We start from the raw sequence: 16,396 nt of genomic DNA, 5'->3' as shown, positions 1-16,396 counted from the left end.
GATGCTTGGCTTCAATCTGTTTGTCTGCGTCGGATTCATGGATTAAATTCTCCTTTTCCCTGTATCTGTCTGGAAGATGTTAGCCGTGCGTCGGTTTGCCTGCCTTCTCCGCGCGCTTATCCCGCCATTTGGCCAAAATAACAAACAGCGACGGCACAACGATCAGCGTCAAAATGGTCGAAAATAGCAGTCCCGATATAATGGTAGTACCCATGGGACGCCATAGATTGCCGCCCATAATCGTCATCGGCAGCAGCCCGCCGATCGCGGTTGCCGTCGTCAGCATAATCGGCCGGAGCCGCGCCTTGCCCGCCTCGGCGACCGCCTCATACAGCGGCAAGCCCTCTTCACGCGCCTGCTCGATGAATTCGACCAAAATAATTCCGTTTCGTACAACAATCCCGGCCAGACTGACCAGCCCCATCAGAGCCATGAATCCGATCGGCGCGCCCGTCACATACAACCCGATCACGGCACCGCCAACCGCCAAGTAGACCGTGGACAAAATGAGCAGCGGAATCGACAAGGAATAAAATTGCAGCGCCATAATGATATAAATCAGCACCACAACCACAATCGAAAGCTGGCCAATTGAGGCGAACGCCTCATTGCGGTCCTCATTCTCCCCGCCGAAAGCAACCGTGTAGCCGTCAGGCAGCGGATAGGCGTCCAGCTTGAGCTGCAAATCGCGCACGATATCGTCGGCGAGCCGGTCCTGAACAAAGCTGCGCACGGTTATCGTACGGGTTTGGTCGCGGTGATGAATCGACTTGATCATCTCGCTGTTGTGGAGATCGCTCAGCTCGCGAACCGCAATCGTGTTCCCTTTTTGCGTCGGTACCTGGATGCTTTTCATCGTTTCGAGCGGATCGGAATCAAGCTGCCGGGCATACAGCGTCACATCAAGCAATTTTTCCCCCTTCTGCATGGTGGTCACGTTCAGCCCTTCCGTCGCTACCCGCAGCGTGGTGGAAAAATCCTTTTCGGACACGCCGAACAAGCTCAGTTTGCTGCGGTCCGGAGTAAGCTCGACCGTTTGCATGTTTTCGCCGACATCATCCGTTACGCTGACGGTACCGGGAATCGACTTCAGCATTGCCTGGATGTCAGAGGAAATTTGCCGCAGCTCGGGCAGCTCGCTGCCGCTGATTCGCAACGCGATCGGCGCTCCGACCGGAGGTCCCTGCTCCAGCTGGCGCGGCGTAATTTCCACATCGTCCGGGAACTGCTGCTGCAGCTCTTCCCGCCACTGGACGACTGCTTCGCTTGGATGAATCTGCTTCGGATCAATCTTGACGAACAGCTGTCCAAGATTTATTCCCGTCTGCTCCTGCTCGGAATAATAAAACTGCGCTGCGGTTTTTCCGGCATAAGCAGTCACGAAGCGGACGCCGGGCTGCTGCTCCATCCATTCGGCTGCTTTGCGCACCGTATATTCAGTCTCGGCCAGCTGGCGGCTCGACGCCTTCAGCCTGATGTCAACGAGCAGCTCCTCCTTCTCCGCCGGCGGGAAATATTGCACTCCGAGCAGCGGCACCAGGCCGAACGTGCTGGTCGAAATGATCAGCGCCACGAGTCCGGTCAGCAGCGGATGACGCAAAAACCGGTGAATTTGTTTTTCATAAAATGCACTGAGCCGCTGGATCGGCTTCCCCAGCCAACCGGCGATTGCCTCCTGTCCGCCGGTATGAGGCTGCGACGGCTTCGCGCTCGAAGGGGATGGCAGCCGCGCCGCGTCGGCTTTGCCGTCCGGCTGTTGCTTGCTGCGCCGCCGACGCTCCCGGCGTTCCCCGATCCATTGGCGGAAAATCGGGATAATCGTCAGAGACATCAGCATGGAGGCCGCGAGCGTAAACGTAATAACGACCGGCAGCGGACGAATGAAGCTGCCGATATTACCCGTGAGGAAAAACAACGGCAGAAACGCGCCGGCAGTTGCAATGGTCGCCGTCAAAATCGAGATGCCTACCTCTCGGCTGCCCACAAGCGAAGCATTGGCCGGCGAATCTCCAAGCTGCAGCCGCCGTTGGATATTATCGTTTACGACAATCGCGTCATCGACGAGAATGCCAAGCACGATGACAATCGCGACAATCGTAATCTGATTCAAGTCAACGCCCATCATCTTCATCGGGATAAAGCCGACCGTGATGGAAATCGGAATCGCCAAGGCCACGATTAACGCGGTTCCGAAGGCGAGCCCCATCGAACAAACGACGATCACGGCCAGAATACCGATCAGCAGCTCCTTGCCAAGCTCGTTAAACAAATGATCCAGGCTTTCCTTCTGGGTAAACAGCGAGCTCAGCGTCACGTTCGCAGGCAGCTTGGACTGCAGCCCGGCAACCTTCTGGTCGATTCGCTTCTGCAGCGACGGCACATCCGCGCCCTTCTCGGATTTCAGCACCAGATCAAGCGTCGGCTTGCCGTTGTGCAGGATCGTCGCTTCCTTTTTCTTCGACCGCAGCGTCACTTCGCTGACATCGCTCACCTTCAGCTTCATTCCACCCGGCAAGCCAAGCAGCTCAGTGTTGCCAACGTCCTCGGCCGTCTGCCATTCGCCATTCATATTGACGAAATATTTTTTCGCGCCCAGGTCCACAGTGCCGAGCGGCACGCGATCATGGCTCGTTTGCAGCGATTGGGCGACAATGCTCCAGGGCAGCTTGAACGTATCCAGCTTTTTCGTATCGAGAATGACCGCCACTTCCTGATCGGGCAAGCCTGCGATCTCCACACTGCTGACGCCCGGCACCGTAGCCAGCTGCTTCTTCCAATACTCAACCGTCGGCCGCAGCGATTCCAGCTCCTCCGGACGCTCGACGGTGAAGTGTAAAATTTGCGCGGCAATCTTCGCCAGATCATCCTCTACGACCGGCTCCTCAGCCTCGTCAGGCAGCTCGCTGGAAGCGGACTGTACCTTTTGGCGGAGCGTATCCCAGGTGCGGGCGATATCGACGCCGGAATTCAACTCTACCTGAATGACCGACACGTTGGCTGATGAGGTGGAGGTCATGACTGAAATCCCGCTGATCTCCTTGACCGCATCCTCCAGCGGGCGGGTGACGAGCTGCTCGACCTTCTCCGGCGAAGCGCCCGGGTAGATCGTTTTGACGATCGCCATGTTGACTTCGATTTCCGGGTTTTCCCTTTGATTAAGCGTCGTCAAATTCCAAACGCCGAGCGTGACGGCCATCACAAAAAATAACAACGTAATTTTCCGGTATTGCAGCAGCTTGGCAATCATGCAAAATGTCCTCCCGGCGGCTTGCAGCCGATATTCATTTCCATAATGATCTCGGTCAGCAAGTCCAGCCGCTCCAGCCCGCAGCCCTTGCGAATAAACCATTGATAAGCGACCATCTCGACCATCCCGATTGTGGCATACGCATTGGCCTCCAGCTTCTCATCCGAATAACCAACGTAATACTGACGCATAATTTCAGTGACAACCTTGGAAATTTGGCTATAGAAATTTGACGTGATATCCTCAATTTCCCGCGAAGCAAATCCGTGTCGCTTCATGATATTAAGAATCGTTCGATTCTCGTAATAAATCGTCAGCGCTCTGCGGATCAGCAAATCATGCAGCTCATCCTCGTTCAGATCGCTGCTTTCCCACGATTGAGGGGCAATGGAGACGATAATTTCCTCCAGACATTGCTCGGTCACAATGCGGAACAGGTCCTCTTTGCTTTTGAAGTACAGATAGAAGGTACCCTGCGCCATTCCTGCGTCCTTGACAATATGGGAAATTTTCGTGTTATGATAGCCCAGTTCCTCGAACAGCTTCAAGGCGGAAGCTATAATCGTATCCCGTTTATCTAAACTGACCATGTTGATGCTCCTTCCCGGGCTTGACCCGATTTGTATGTAGCAAGCGTCAGCTGTCGCTGAAAAAAGAGCTCTACGAACTCACGCCATTATGACTGATTGATCAGTCATTTCTGTGATAGCCCTAGATTACCACGGCCTGCACCGATTTACAACTACTTTCCCGCAATAAAACCACGAAAACGGTTTCCTCCGGGCTTCCTCTCCGCGATAAACAAATTTCTTGTCCGCCCATCTTCACAAGCTGCCAGATCGTGGTACAATAACAAGGTTGTTTTCAACGATTTCTAGAAATACACGGAGGTCATCCCATTTTGAAGCATGCACCCGCCCAATTAAGGGCCTTTAACTTTTTATATTTCTCCTTGCTGGCGATGTTTATTTCCTTCCTGCCGGTTTACCTCGACGCGCAGGGCCTGCAGCCGACCCAGATCGGCTTTATTATCGGCACAGGCGGCTTTATTACGCTGCTCACCCAGCCTCTGTGGGGCATGATCAGCGATAAGCTCCGGACGATTCGCAGCGTCATGCTGCTGCTGCTTGTCATTGCCAGTGCCGTCGGTTACTTCCTGTACGATGCCAGCAGCTACGGGCTGCTCATTGTGTTTGCGATGCTCCTTTATTTTTTCCTGATGCCGATTGATCCGCTGATCGAAAGCCTGAACTTCTCCATCGCCGAATCATCCCGCGTCAGCTACGGCTCGATCCGCACGTATGGCGCGCTCGGCTATGCCGTCACTGCGCTGCTGACGGGTTATGTGATGTCCTACTTCGGCGCAAACAGTCTGGCTCTGCTGTTTGCCGGCATCGGCCTTGTGAGCTTCGTGATCTGCTGGGTAATGCCGGATGCTCCGGTTGCAGGCAAGCCGGTCACCTGGAACAGCCTGAAGCAGTTTCTGCACAACCGCGAAACACTGCTGTTTCTTCTGCTCGTCTTTATTTGCTCAGTACCGGCGCGGATGAATGACACCTTCCTCGGCGTCTACATTCGCGAGTTGGGCGGGAGCCCAGAGTTGGTCGGACAAGCGTGGTTTTTGGCCGCAGGCAGTGAAATTGCCGTCTTCGCCCTCAGCTTCTGGTGGCTGCGCAAAGGAAAGGAGCTGCTGATCATCACGCTGGCAGCCGGATTTTATTTTCTGCGCTTTTTTATATCCGCCTGGCTGACCGATCCGCATCTGCTCGTCTATGTGCAGCTCCTGCAGCTGCTAACGTTCCCGGTGTTTTATTCGGCCGCCATCCAATATTTATATCGCATCGTACCTGCAGAATGGAGAGCCACGGGCCAGACCGTGCTCGCGCTGCTATTTTTCGGCGTATCGGGCATCCTCGCTTCCTACGCAGGCGGCGCAATCTATGAAGCATTCGGCGGCCATACGTTGTTCCTCGTCATTTCTTCCGCATCGCTTCTGGGCATGCTGTTTGGACTCGTGTTATGCCGTGTGTACCGCAGTAAGCCGGGGAAACTGGAAGCTGACGCATAAGAAAAGCTTCGGGCCGAAGCACCTTCGACGAAGATACATCCGTGTTTTGCGGCTGCTTTTCTTGCGATTATCGAATCCTTCAGCTCTGCTGAAAACTTATACATTCGATAATCTTAAAAAGCTTCAAAACCGGGGCGATCTCTGGTTTTGAAGCTTTTTCGTTCTCATCCGTGCTGCCGAACGCAGCACCCGCCTTACTTCGACGCGTCTTTGGGGGTCATTCTGTACGACGTGGAAGGTCGGGCTTATTTCGACGGCTTCTCATCTGTATGGCTGAATGTAAACGGACATAACGTGCCGGAGCTGAACCAAGCGATAACCGATCAGTTGGCACGAGTTGCGCACTCCACGCTGCTGGGCATAGCGAACATCCCGGCTATCGCGCTTGCCGCGAAGCTGACGCAAATCGCGCCAGCCGGTTTAAGCAAGGTATTCTACTCGGACTCGGGGGCAGCCGGCGTTGAAATCGCAATCAAGATGGCGTTCCAATATTGGCAAAACCGGGGGACTCCTCCAAGCAATCGTTCATAACGATGGGTCAGGCTTACCACGGGGATACACTCGGCGCTGTGAGTGTGGGGGCGATCCCGCTGCATCATGACGTGTTCCGGCCCTTGCTGTTTCCTGCACATATCATCCCCTATCCGTATGCTTATCGCCACGACGGCGGCGCTGCATTGGCGATGGAAGCAACCTTGACCGCTCTGCGCGATTTGCTCGTGACCCGGGGAGATGAAATCGCCGCTCTGATCGTGGAGCCTGTCGTACAAGGAGCAGGGGGCATCATCGTGACGCCTCCCGGCTGCTTGCGTGAGATGGCTGCGTTGTGCCGACAGCATCAAGTGCTGCTCGTCGCGGACGAGGTCGCCACCGGCTTCGGACGAACGGGCTGAATGTTTGCCTGTGAACTGGAGGAAGTTCCACCCGATCTTATGGTCGTCGGGAAAGGCTTGACCGGCGGCTACCTGCCTGTCGCCGCAACCCTTGCAACCGATGAGGTGTACGGGGCGTGATATTTTGCTAGCGTCTGTTATCGACGTGACCGAAGGCCATGCCTCAGCATGAGCCGATTTCGCGGAATCTATATAACCGGAACCGACACGGGTGTAGAGAAAACTGTCGTAACAGCCGCCCTCGCTGCCGCTCAGCAAGCTGCCGGACGCCAGGTCGGCGTCTGTTCGCCGACCTGCTTCGCATCTATGAGATTGCCTATCGTACGCAGGCGGCATCGCTGCGACCTGCGATATGCTGTTCGTTCAGGCGGTCGCCCCGGGGAGCGGACCAGTCCGTAGCTCCATTTCAGCTTCGAGCATGTCCAATCATACAGAAGTTTTTAGTTGTTAACCCCCCGCTGCCGAGCCGCCTCAAACAGCATCACCGTCGCAGCCATCGCCGCATTCAGCGATTCGGCCCGGCCTTGCATCGGAATCTGCACATGCTGCCCGGCCAGCCTGCTTACCTCTGCGGATACGCCCTGGCCCTCATTGCCGATGATAATCCACGTGGCCGGACGCAGATCGCAGTCGTACAGCGGCACTGCGCCCTGCAGGCTTGTCCCGACGACCTGCGCGCCGGACGCAGCCGCTTGCGGCAAGCATTCGGTCAAGTCAGCCGCAATAATCGGCAGATGGAACAGCGAGCCCATTGTGGAGCGCACGGTTTTCGGGTTATACAGGTCTACCGTGCCCTTGCCGAGCACAATGCCGGAAGCTCCCACCGCATCGGCGCTGCGGATAATCGTGCCGAGATTGCCGGGGTCCTGCATGCCGTCGATGGCGATCACCAGCGCCGGACCTGCGTTCACGCCGCTTTGCATCAGATCGGCCAGCCGCCACGGCAGCTTGGGCACAACGGCAAATACCGACTGCGGCGTCAGCGTATCCGTGCATTTGGACAGAACGGACTCCGCGACAGCCACGCACTCGATACCGGCCGAACGCGCTTTGGCCAGCAAAGAAGCGCACTGGCTTTTGCGGTCTGCCGCGTACACAATCGTTTCCGGAGACACGACCTGCGAATCCAGCGCCTCCTCCACCATATGCAGCCCCTCTATAATAAAGCGGCCCGCCTTGTCGCGGCCCTTGCGGCTTTGCAGCTCGGTCCACAGCTTGACGCGCGGATTTTGCGCGGAGCTGATGACCTCCGGCTGCTTTGCGTATTGGTCTTTCACTTTCGCATCCCTCTATTCTTTCGCGATGATGGCTCCATTACTCGGCAAATGTTTTCTCAAAATGCTGCAAATCTTCATTTTTCCCTACGATAACGAGCACGTCGCCCTCCCGAATCAAATCCTCGGCATAAGGCGCAATGTTCATCTGCTCCCCGGTCTTGATGCCCATCACGTTGCAGCCGTATTTGGCCCGAATATCCAACTGCCGCAAGCTGCGCCCGATCATGGGCCGCGACGCCTGGATTTCCACAATGCTGTAATCCTCCGACAGCTCGATATGGTCTATGATGTTGGAGGAGATCAGATGATGCGCCACACGCTGGCCCATATCCCGCTCCGGGTAGATGACTTTATCCGCGCCTATTTTGCGCAGCACCTTGCCGTGCAGCTCGGTTTGCGCCTTCACCACGACCTTCGGCACGCCGATTTCCTTGATCATAATCGTGGTCAAAATGCTGGCCTGAATGTCCTGACCGATCGCTACAACCACCACGTCGAAATTACGCAAACCCAGTGCCCGAATCGCTTCCTCATCGGTTGAATCCGCCTGCACCACATGCGTCACAACCTGGGAAGCTTCTTGAATCCGTTCTTCATTGCTGTCGATTGCCAGTACCTCGAACCCGAGATTGGATAACGTTTTGGCGACGCTGAATCCGAACCGGCCCATGCCGATGACGGCAAATTGCTTCTTCATGCGTTCTCCCCCTTTGACAAGTCTGGATACCGCCTGACACGCGAAACGGCTAATATGCTCCATTATAAATAATCCCGGGAAGCGAAGTCCAACAACTGCGATTCGGCGTTCAGGGCGGACGAACACAGGCAGGCATGATCGGCAGACAAACGGAGCATAGTAAAAGAGGACGTGAACGATGACAAGCAGAAAGGCGGATAAGACGCATGAATCTCAACCTTAGACAAGCCATTGTACAACGCATGCACGATAAAAATGACGGCGAGCTGCTGGACATTGTCCAAGACTCCATCGACGGTGAGGAACGGGTGCTCCCGGGTCTCGGTGTATTATTCGAAATCATCTGGAAGCACAGCGCGGCGGAACAGCAATCGCAGATGATTTCGACATTGAAGGAGCATCTCGCGTAGCTTATCTTATTGGATTTGCGCAGACAGCAGCCGCGGCCATGCCGTTCAAGACAGCAGGCTTGCCTGCTCCAGCCGCCGCTGTCTGCTTTTTCCTTACTTGACCGATTGCCGGATCACAAGGCGAGTGTCCAGCATACTCCCTGCTGCCGCGGCCCCCGTAACGCGTCCGGAGGCTTGTCCTTGCTCATGTAGCCATCCCAGCACCTTGGCGGCCGCCAGTCGTCCCATTTCATAGAAAGGAACCGCAACTGTCGTTAAAGGAGGGTCCGTCACCCGCGCGGCTTCCGAATCGTCGTATCCGATAATCGAATATTGCTGCCCCGGCCGATACCCCTGCTCGCGCAGCCCCTGAATTAACCCGATCGCCATCCGGTCATTGGAAGCAAATACGGCATCGACCCGCCCGTCGGCGAGGCAGGCGCCTAGCTTCCGCGCAGCCGAAGCACCGCTCTTGCGGCTATAGTTGCCCTCATAATACCAGCCATCCGGCATATCGTCCGACGCCTCTACCTCTGGCCGCAGCAGCCCGGCTTCCTTCAAGGCCTGCTTATACCCCTGCCAGCGGTCACCGCTGTTCGAATATTCCGGCGAACCGTTGAGAAACGCAATACCACGTTTACCTTGCCCGATCAAATACTTGACTGCCTCGTAGCTGCCCTGTACATGATTGGCGTCAACCAAGTGAAAGGATTCGCCCGGATACCGCTGATTCACCAGGCAATATGGATAGCCGAGCTCGTGCAGCTTCCGCAGCTCTGCCCGCTCCTGCGGCGTATCCGTCGCTCCCAGAATCACGCAGCCGTCCACCTTATGAGAACGAAAAAAGCCGCTGTAATCGCTGCCCTCGCCCGGGGAACGAAACATCAGCAGCATATCATAGCCGGAATTTTTGGCCTGCTCCCCGATCCCGCTTAACACCTCTGCAAAATAATAGGTTGAAAATATATGAACCTTAGGCACGTAAGGAAGCACAACGCCGATGTTGCCGCTCCGTCTGCGCGCAAAATTTTGCGCAATCGCATTCGGATGGTAGTTCAGCGCCTTCGCTGCCTCCAGCACCTTCTGGCGGGTTGTTTCCTTCATCGGGCCAACGCCGTTGAATACCCGCGACACGGTCGCTTCAGAGACGCCGGCCAAGGCGGCCACTTCTTTACGGGTTATCATGAGCCTCACCCCCATACGCGCTCATTATCTCCCGCAAAGGGCGTTTATGTCAATACGGCGTTCCACGTTCCGGGAAGAGGCTGGTCATCCGGTAGAAGACGGCCTCTTCCTGCTGAGCGCTGTTATACCCGCTCTCCGATTAACCCGACATGCCTCAAAGCCGTCCGTAAGCCTTCGCATACCGGTACACACGCCGATAAACAGACTTATCCTTCAGCTTTCGGAAAATAAACGGATCGGGGCAAGTATTAACCTCCAGAATCCAGGGGAACAGCTTTTCGTCCATCGCCACATCCAGCCCGACTTCTTTCAGTCCCGGATATCGTCCCTTCAGCTGTTTCGCCACGGACAAGCCAAGCGAGCGCAAGCCGCGCACTATTCGCTTCGTTTTCCGCGACCCGGCATGGCTGCCCAGCAGCTCACCGATCGGCTTGAGTGTGCCGCCGTTATGCACATTGGTGACGGCTTTGCCTTTGGCTGCGACGCGGCCGATGACGCCGGTCGCTTCCCAGCGTTTGGCCGGAGACTGCTGCACCATCACCCGCAGATCGAAGCGACGCCCCTTGTATTTCAATAGATGAATCCCTTTCTGCGCCAAATAGCTCCGCTTCTTCACCAGCTTCATCAAGGAAGCGTACAGCTCGGCATACGTCGCATGCGTCCGGATTTTCGTCCCCGTGTGGCACACGTAACGCTCCCGCTCCCCCTCGTGATGACGCTCCACCTTGATTACGCCGTTGCCGTACGTGCCGCTGTTTGGCTTGACGTACACCATGCCATACGCGCGCAGCATGTCTTGCAGCGAGCTTTGCGTCAGCCGCCGGGTATCGGGGACGTACCGGGCTGTACGGGGATTGGCCAGCAGCACCTTCGTTTTGGCCCATTTGCTCGTAATATGTCGACTATAGGTTCGCTTTCCCATGTCTACCACCTTTCCGATGAGGCGCTTTGAGTCCAAGCCCGAACACAAAGCTGGCGTCACTTGGCCCTATCGCCCTTACTAGGTTATGCCGGGCTAACCCTTGCGGTAAGGGGTAGATGCCCAAACCAAAACGGTTTCAGCACGGCAAGCAGCGAAGGCTTGTACCTTAATAGTGTCTTGTGTCTCGCAGCTCGCCTCCGCCTGCCCGAACGCCTGAGCTGAAGCAACGACAAACAGCCCTTAGCCGGGCTGCTGCAGAACGCGCAGGCCACAGTCAAGGACTGTCGGCGGGGACAACGACGGGTTAAGGCGCTGTCTCCATAAATTTCAAATTCGGATTTTTCTCCATCGACGTCCGCAGCGCATATTCATTTTCGAACAGCGCTACGTAATTGTCCTTCTTATCCTTCACAAGCTGGGAGTTGATGCGAAATTTCCCAGGGTCCACCTCGTCGCCAACCAGCCAGCGCGCGAACTGGTAGGTCATCCGCGACAGCTGCACGTCCACGCCGTATTCCGCCTTCATCCGATGCTCGAATACTTCGAACTGGAGCTGACCGACGACGCCAAGAATCAGATCCTCGAAGCCGATCGTTTTAAATACCTGAATCGTGCCTTCCTCCGTCAGCTGGTCGACGCCCTTCTGGAACTGCTTGTGCTTGAGCGCGTTTTTGACCGACACCTTCGAGAACAGCTCTGGTGAAAAAGTCGGCAGCTCATCGAATTCCAGTCCGCCGATCTGGCTGAGCGTATCACCGATACGGAAGATGCCCGGATCGAACAGACCGATAATGTCGCCGGGAAACGCATCCTCTACGATATCGCGGTCCTGCGCCAGAAATTGCTGCGGCTGCGCCAGCTTGATCTCTTTGCCGACCCGAACATGCTTGACGCTCATCCCGCGCTCGAACTTGCCGGAGCAAATGCGCAGGAAGGCGATCCGGTCGCGATGCGCCGGGTTCATGTTGGCCTGAATTTTAAACACATAGCCCGAGAACTTTTCGTTCAGCGGATCAATTTCACCCTCATTGCTGCGGCGCGGCATCGGCGTCGGCGCAAGCTGCAGAAAATTTTCGAGAAACGTCTGCACGCCGAAATTGTTGATCGCGCTGCCGAAAAATACCGGTGTCAGCTCGCCCGTGCGCACCTTCTCCATATCGAACTCATCGCCCGCCACATCAAGCAGCTCCAGGTCCTGCACCAGCTGATCGTAGAAAAACTCGCCGGCAATTTCCTTCACAATCGGGTCCTCGTAGCCGCTGACCGGCTGCACCTGAATTTCACGGTGATCATCGCCCTGGAACAGCTCGACCTGGGTCAGCTTCCGATCGTACACGCCGCTGAATTGCTTGCCGGAGCCGATCGGCCAGTTCATCGGATACGAACGGATGCCGAGCAGATTTTCCAGCTCCTCCAACAGCTCAAACGGATTGCGGCCCTCGCGATCCATTTTGTTGATAAACGTAAAGATCGGAATTCCGCGCTTGCGGCATACCTGAAACAGCTTCTTCGTCTGCGCCTCGACCCCTTTGGCCGAGTCGATCAGCATCACGGCGCTGTCCGCGGCCGTTAACGTACGATACGTATCTTCACTGAAGTCCTGGTGACCAGGCGTATCGAGAATGTTAACCCGATGGCCTTCATAATCAAACTGCATGACGGAGGACGTTACCGAAATTCCCCGCTGCTTCTCAATCTCCATCCAGTCGCTTGTCGCGTGGCGGCTCGCCTTGCGTCCCTTGACCGTTCCGGCCAGACGAATCGCGCCTCCGAACAGCAGCAGCTTCTCCGTCAATGTTGTTTTCCCCGCATCCGGGTGAGAAATAATCGCAAACGTACGCCGCTTGCTAATCTCTCCCGCTAAAGTGTCGCGATTTCCGGTACTCATGTCGATAATTGTTCCTTCCTTGATCTGAAATAGATTAGCTCAGCGGCACGGACCAGTCAGCTTCACTCAGCCACTTGCGGGTGATAAAATCACGTCCGCGCAGCGTCACCCGATCCGCGAATACTTGAACGTACAGCCCCTGCGCTTTATCCTGGGTGACCGTCTCATACTTCCGGTTCATGACCCGTCCGACGGACGAGTTATGGAAATAATGGAAGCTTTCCTTCACATAATGCTCGATGGTGCCTTGAAAATCCTGATGCGAATGGCCGCAAAATACAAATACGTTTTTGTACGGCTTCACGATTTCGCGGAACCGGATTGCCGGAATAAGCTGATGTGTCTTCCCGTCCCGTCCTGCAGGCGGCAGCGGCTGATGCGTCATAATAAACACCGGCCGGTTATCCTTGCGGGCCGCCAGCTGCTCCTCCAGCCAGGCGAGCTGCTCGCCGGAGTACCAGGCGCCTTCGCCGACGTCAGGCCTTTCCTGCACGTACGCCTCCTGGGAAAGCAAGATGAGCTGATGCCCCTTCACCCGCGCAGCCTGATACGGCTTGGTCAGGCCGAAAAACTGCTGGAACCGCTCGCGCGACTGCCAATCCGTCTTGCCGTTCGGCATCGTATCCTGCTTGAACCGTCCTTGCCTGTCGATCCAGATATCGTAATAATCGTGGTTGCCCATATTCGCATAAACCGGCGGCAGCTCGTAGCCATTCATCAGATTACGCAGCTCCTTGTAATCCTGATCACGCCCGTACTCCGTCAAATCACCGGTGAACAGCAGCGCCTCGACCGGCGAAGCGAATTCGCTCAAGTCGTCGAAAGCCGCCTTCACCCGCCGAATCGTGTCCGGATCATCGCGGGAAATGTGCAGATCGCTCAAGATGAGGAAGGACATCAGCGGAGCAGCCGCCCCCTCCTCGCGCTGCGGCTCTGCCCCGGAGCCGGTCAAGCCGTCCGTGCCGGAGCCTTTGGCCGCCCTCTGGGTGCTGACCGACTTCTCCAGCAGCTTCACCAGTCCAAACAAAGCAGCTCCGATCCATACGAACAACCAGATCAGCCAACCGAGAAACTTGCGTCTGGACACATGTGCTCCCCCTTATTGCCTTAACGCTTACTCTTCATCATAGCATATTTACGGAAGTGAAAAAAAGCAAAAAGAAAACCTCGATCGAGGCCGTTCAAGGATGAAAAAAGAGACGGTTCAGGCCCAAGCCCTCCACCGTCTCTCTGTTTCATTCGGAGCTACCCACAGCCGACTAAGGCTTTAGCGCTGGGTGAACTCCCAGGCAACCTCGCCCTCGTCCTGGCCGTTAACCGGCCACCAGCGGAAGCCGTCCTCTTCGATGATCTGCTGCGACTTCTCCGGCCCCCATGTGCCTGCCGGATACGTCTGCAGGTCGTCCGCAGCCGGGTGCTCCCGCCAAGCGGACGCAATCTGGTCCACATACTTCCAAGCCAAGGCCACTTCGTCCCAACGGGTGAAGTACGTCGAATCGCCGCGGGCGGCGTCGTACAGCAGCCGCTCGTACGCTTCAGGCGTATTCAGACCAACCTGGCAGCTCTGGCAGAAATCCATCGCGACCGGCACGATTGACCCTTCCGAGCCCGGCTGCTTCGCGTTGATTTTGAAGTAAATGCCCTCCATCGGATTGACGCGGAATACGAGCAGGTTCGGCTCCAGCTTGTGCTTGCGGGCCAAGTAGACGTTGTTTGGCACATTTTTGAACTCCACGACGACCTCGGTCGTCTTCACGGGCAGCCGCTTGCCGGTTCGGATATAAAACGGCACGCCCGCCCAGCGGAAGTTGTCGACAAACACACGCGCGGCGAAAAACGTTTCCGTATTGGACACGGGATTCACCTTGTCCTCCTGACGGTAGCCGGGAACCTCGCGGCCCTTCATCAGGCCGGACGAATATTGCCCGCGCACCGTATTCTCCAGCACATCCGCCGCGCTCTCGAAGCCGCGCAGGCTGCGCAGCACCTTGACCTTCTCGTCGCGGATGCTTTCCGGATGCATCCGGCTCGGCGCTTCCATCGCCATAATAGCGAGCATCTGCAGCATATGATTTTGCGTCATGTCGCGCAGCGCGCCGGAGCGGTCGTAATAGCCGCCGCGCTCCTCTACGCCGACCGTTTCGCTCAGCGTAATCTGAATGTTCGCGATATATTTATTGTTCCACAGCGGCTCGAAGAACGCGTTCGCGAACCGCACCACGTTAATATTTTGCACCATTTCCTTGCCCAGATAGTGGTCGATCCGGTAAATGTCCTCCTCATCGAACACCTGGCGAATTTCGGCATTCAGCTTCTCAGCCGATTTCAGATCGTAGCCGAACGGCTTCTCGATCACCAGCCGATGCCAGCCGCTCGTCTCCTGCAGTCCGCCCGCCCTCAAATTATGCGACACGCTGCCGAACAGCTCCGGCGACAACGCAAGGTAAGACAGCCGGTTGCCTCCGACGTCAAATTTCGCGTCCAGCTTGTTAGTCAAGCTCGCCAGCTCTCGGAAGCCTTCCACATTGTTGATATCCAGCGACATGTATTCGAAATGCTCGGCGAAGGATTCCCACTGCTCATCCTTGGTTACATTGTAACGCGCGAACTCTTTAATGGACTCCAGCACATCTGCGCGGAACTCCTCATTCGTGCGAGCACGGCGTGCAAGCCCGATTACAGCAAATTTGTCCCCGAGCTTACGCTCCCGATACAAACTATAAAAAGCTGGAAACAATTTGCGTCTAGCCAAATCACCCGTTGCTCCGAAAATCAAAAACACAGCATTCGTCATGGTTTCCCTCATTCTTTCTATTGTGGTATGGGATGTTCAAAAAGGAGTAGCACCTATCCTGCTATTCCTCTTAGCATACTCAATATGAGAACTGTTTTCAATACTCTGTCGTAATCAATGGGGCGCCAATTGTTAATCGGCGGCTATCTGTGCCCGAAATTTTGTGGATCGCGGCCTGTATATGCACCGGCCGGCCGCCGCTCAGCACTGAGCCGCTCAGCGCTGCGGAACGGTAGGAGCGGCTGATTGTCCCCGCATCCTCATACGCCTCCAGCTCATCGGCGTCCAGCACCTGCAGCGCCCGGTCCAGCGTCGCAGACGCCGACACCGTCGCCGACTGCCCGGCCTCGGCGGCCAGCGCCCCCTGGACGTTCACATTCCATGTGCCCGTCCACGCTGCGCCCGCCAGCGCCGTATCTAGGCGCTGCTGAAGTGCTGCGGCCTGTTCGCCGGCGCTCACAGGCCAAGCCGCGCACTCCACGCGTACAATCGCGTAGGAGGCTTCCTCCGTCAGCGCTGTCAGCAGCAGCGCTTGGGTACAGCCGTCCGCCAGCTGCTCCTGGCGGTACACCGGCCGCCCCTGCTGCTCCGTCAGCGCAGCGAGCGGCTCCAGCCCCAGCCGCGCGCTCCAGGCGCGGCCCAGCTCCAGCAGCTCCGCCTCCGTGGAGGCCGGGGCGGCTCCAGCTTTTTTCAGCGTCAGCTTGACGTCCGCGTCCGCTCCAAATGCCTCTGCGGCCGCCTGCAGCAGCAGACGCGTGTCGGCATAAGCCGCCGTCTCCAGCTTCGCAGGCGCGCCTGCGAAGACGCCTCCCGACTGCTCCTGCACCAGTGCCAGGGCGCCAAGCGCCACGCAAGCGAACAACCCCCACACCCAACCGTTTCGCATCGCCATGTCACCCTCTCGTTAGCCTGCCGCCGAATCTAGCAATCTAGCACTAGTATGGTCCGGCCTGCCAGAGCTTATACAGGCGAAGCAAAAATAGGCGCCGGGCGGGTCAGTCGCCCAGTGCGACAGGGCGCCGGGCGCATAAACTGA

General features: G+C 56.6%; 12 protein-coding genes and 1 pseudogene. 3 read left to right on the top strand and 10 right to left on the bottom strand.

Annotated elements, in window-relative coordinates; genetic code table 11:
• Window positions 1-79 precede the first annotated feature (79 nt).
• Together AC6ROY_RS23840 and AC6ROY_RS23835 are read right to left on the bottom strand one after the other, a co-directional pair.
• Window positions 80-3,247: an efflux RND transporter permease subunit gene (locus tag AC6ROY_RS23840; RefSeq protein ID WP_500103056.1), complete on the bottom strand. Its 3,168-nt coding sequence runs from the start codon at window positions 3,245-3,247 to the stop codon at window positions 80-82.
• A complete protein-coding gene (locus tag AC6ROY_RS23835) occupies window positions 3,244-3,837 on the bottom strand; it encodes a TetR/AcrR family transcriptional regulator (protein WP_500103055.1) in 594 nt (197 codons plus the stop codon). Before AC6ROY_RS23835 ends, AC6ROY_RS23840 begins: the two co-directional genes overlap by 4 nt.
• A 311-nt stretch (window positions 3,838-4,148) precedes the next feature.
• Between AC6ROY_RS23835 and AC6ROY_RS23830 the strand changes: the two genes are divergently transcribed.
• Both AC6ROY_RS23830 and AC6ROY_RS23825 read left to right on the top strand, forming a co-directional pair.
• Complete coding sequence (locus AC6ROY_RS23830; RefSeq protein WP_500103054.1) at window positions 4,149-5,315, top strand: MFS transporter; 1,167 nt, start codon at window positions 4,149-4,151, stop codon at window positions 5,313-5,315.
• A 141-nt stretch (window positions 5,316-5,456) separates the two neighbouring features.
• Window positions 5,457-6,325 (top strand): annotated as a pseudogene (locus tag AC6ROY_RS23825) (aminotransferase class III-fold pyridoxal phosphate-dependent enzyme); the annotation flags it as partial.
• A 323-nt stretch (window positions 6,326-6,648) separates the two neighbouring features.
• Here AC6ROY_RS23825 and AC6ROY_RS23820 read toward each other — a convergent pair.
• Both AC6ROY_RS23820 and AC6ROY_RS23815 read right to left on the bottom strand, forming a co-directional pair.
• On the bottom strand, window positions 6,649-7,485 hold the full coding sequence (locus tag AC6ROY_RS23820) for a TrmH family RNA methyltransferase (RefSeq protein ID WP_500103053.1): 837 nt from the start codon (window positions 7,483-7,485) through the stop codon (window positions 6,649-6,651).
• A gap of 37 nt (window positions 7,486-7,522) precedes the next feature.
• Complete coding sequence (locus AC6ROY_RS23815; RefSeq protein ID WP_500103052.1) at window positions 7,523-8,245, bottom strand: potassium channel family protein; 723 nt, start codon at window positions 8,243-8,245, stop codon at window positions 7,523-7,525.
• Between the two features lie 143 nt (window positions 8,246-8,388).
• On the opposite strand from AC6ROY_RS23815, the gene sspI reads away from it, so the two are divergent.
• Complete coding sequence (sspI, locus tag AC6ROY_RS23810; protein ID WP_500103051.1) at window positions 8,389-8,592, top strand: small acid-soluble spore protein SspI; 204 nt, start codon at window positions 8,389-8,391, stop codon at window positions 8,590-8,592.
• Window positions 8,593-8,685: 93 nt separating this feature from the next.
• Here sspI and AC6ROY_RS23805 read toward each other — a convergent pair whose 3' ends face one another.
• From AC6ROY_RS23805 to AC6ROY_RS23780, 6 genes are all read right to left on the bottom strand, one after another.
• Entirely contained in the window at window positions 8,686-9,756 is a 1,071-nt protein-coding gene (locus AC6ROY_RS23805) for a LacI family DNA-binding transcriptional regulator (RefSeq protein WP_500103050.1), read from the bottom strand.
• Between the two features lie 154 nt (window positions 9,757-9,910).
• On the bottom strand, window positions 9,911-10,678 hold the full coding sequence (locus tag AC6ROY_RS23800; RefSeq protein WP_500103049.1) for a YheC/YheD family protein: 768 nt from the start codon (window positions 10,676-10,678) through the stop codon (window positions 9,911-9,913).
• A 304-nt stretch (window positions 10,679-10,982) separates the two neighbouring features.
• The gene (locus tag AC6ROY_RS23795; protein WP_500103048.1) at window positions 10,983-12,566 is read right to left on the bottom strand and encodes a peptide chain release factor 3; all 1,584 of its coding nucleotides are present in this window, start codon (window positions 12,564-12,566) and stop codon (window positions 10,983-10,985) included.
• A 34-nt stretch (window positions 12,567-12,600) separates the two neighbouring features.
• Entirely contained in the window at window positions 12,601-13,653 is a 1,053-nt protein-coding gene (locus tag AC6ROY_RS23790) for a metallophosphoesterase family protein (RefSeq protein WP_500103047.1), read from the bottom strand.
• A 180-nt stretch (window positions 13,654-13,833) separates the two neighbouring features.
• A complete protein-coding gene (gene zwf / locus AC6ROY_RS23785; protein ID WP_500103046.1) occupies window positions 13,834-15,360 on the bottom strand; it encodes a glucose-6-phosphate dehydrogenase in 1,527 nt (508 codons plus the stop codon).
• Between the two features lie 97 nt (window positions 15,361-15,457).
• On the bottom strand, window positions 15,458-16,246 hold the full coding sequence (locus AC6ROY_RS23780; RefSeq protein WP_500103045.1) for a YwmB family TATA-box binding protein: 789 nt from the start codon (window positions 16,244-16,246) through the stop codon (window positions 15,458-15,460).
• Window positions 16,247-16,396 lie beyond the last annotated feature (150 nt).

The organism is Paenibacillus sp. sg306046, from assembly GCF_059821225.1.
The sequence above is the reverse complement of the archived record's forward strand: the minus strand, read 5'-3'. Positions and strand labels throughout refer to the sequence as shown.

Coding starts and splice junctions, on each gene's coding strand:
- AC6ROY_RS23840 (WP_500103056.1), bottom strand. CDS start 3,247: ATGATTGCCAAGCTGCTGCAATACCGGAAAATTACGTTGTTATTTTTT.
- AC6ROY_RS23835 (WP_500103055.1), bottom strand. CDS start 3,837: ATGGTCAGTTTAGATAAACGGGATACGATTATAGCTTCCGCCTTGAAG.
- AC6ROY_RS23815 (WP_500103052.1), bottom strand. CDS start 8,245: ATGGAGCATATTAGCCGTTTCGCGTGTCAGGCGGTATCCAGACTTGTC.
- sspI (WP_500103051.1), top strand. CDS start 8,389: ATGAATCTCAACCTTAGACAAGCCATTGTACAACGCATGCACGATAAA.
- AC6ROY_RS23805 (WP_500103050.1), bottom strand. CDS start 9,756: ATGATAACCCGTAAAGAAGTGGCCGCCTTGGCCGGCGTCTCTGAAGCG.
- AC6ROY_RS23800 (WP_500103049.1), bottom strand. CDS start 10,678: ATGGGAAAGCGAACCTATAGTCGACATATTACGAGCAAATGGGCCAAA.
- AC6ROY_RS23795 (WP_500103048.1), bottom strand. CDS start 12,566: ATGAGTACCGGAAATCGCGACACTTTAGCGGGAGAGATTAGCAAGCGG.
- zwf (WP_500103046.1), bottom strand. CDS start 15,360: ATGACGAATGCTGTGTTTTTGATTTTCGGAGCAACGGGTGATTTGGCT.
- AC6ROY_RS23780 (WP_500103045.1), bottom strand. CDS start 16,246: ATGCGAAACGGTTGGGTGTGGGGGTTGTTCGCTTGCGTGGCGCTTGGC.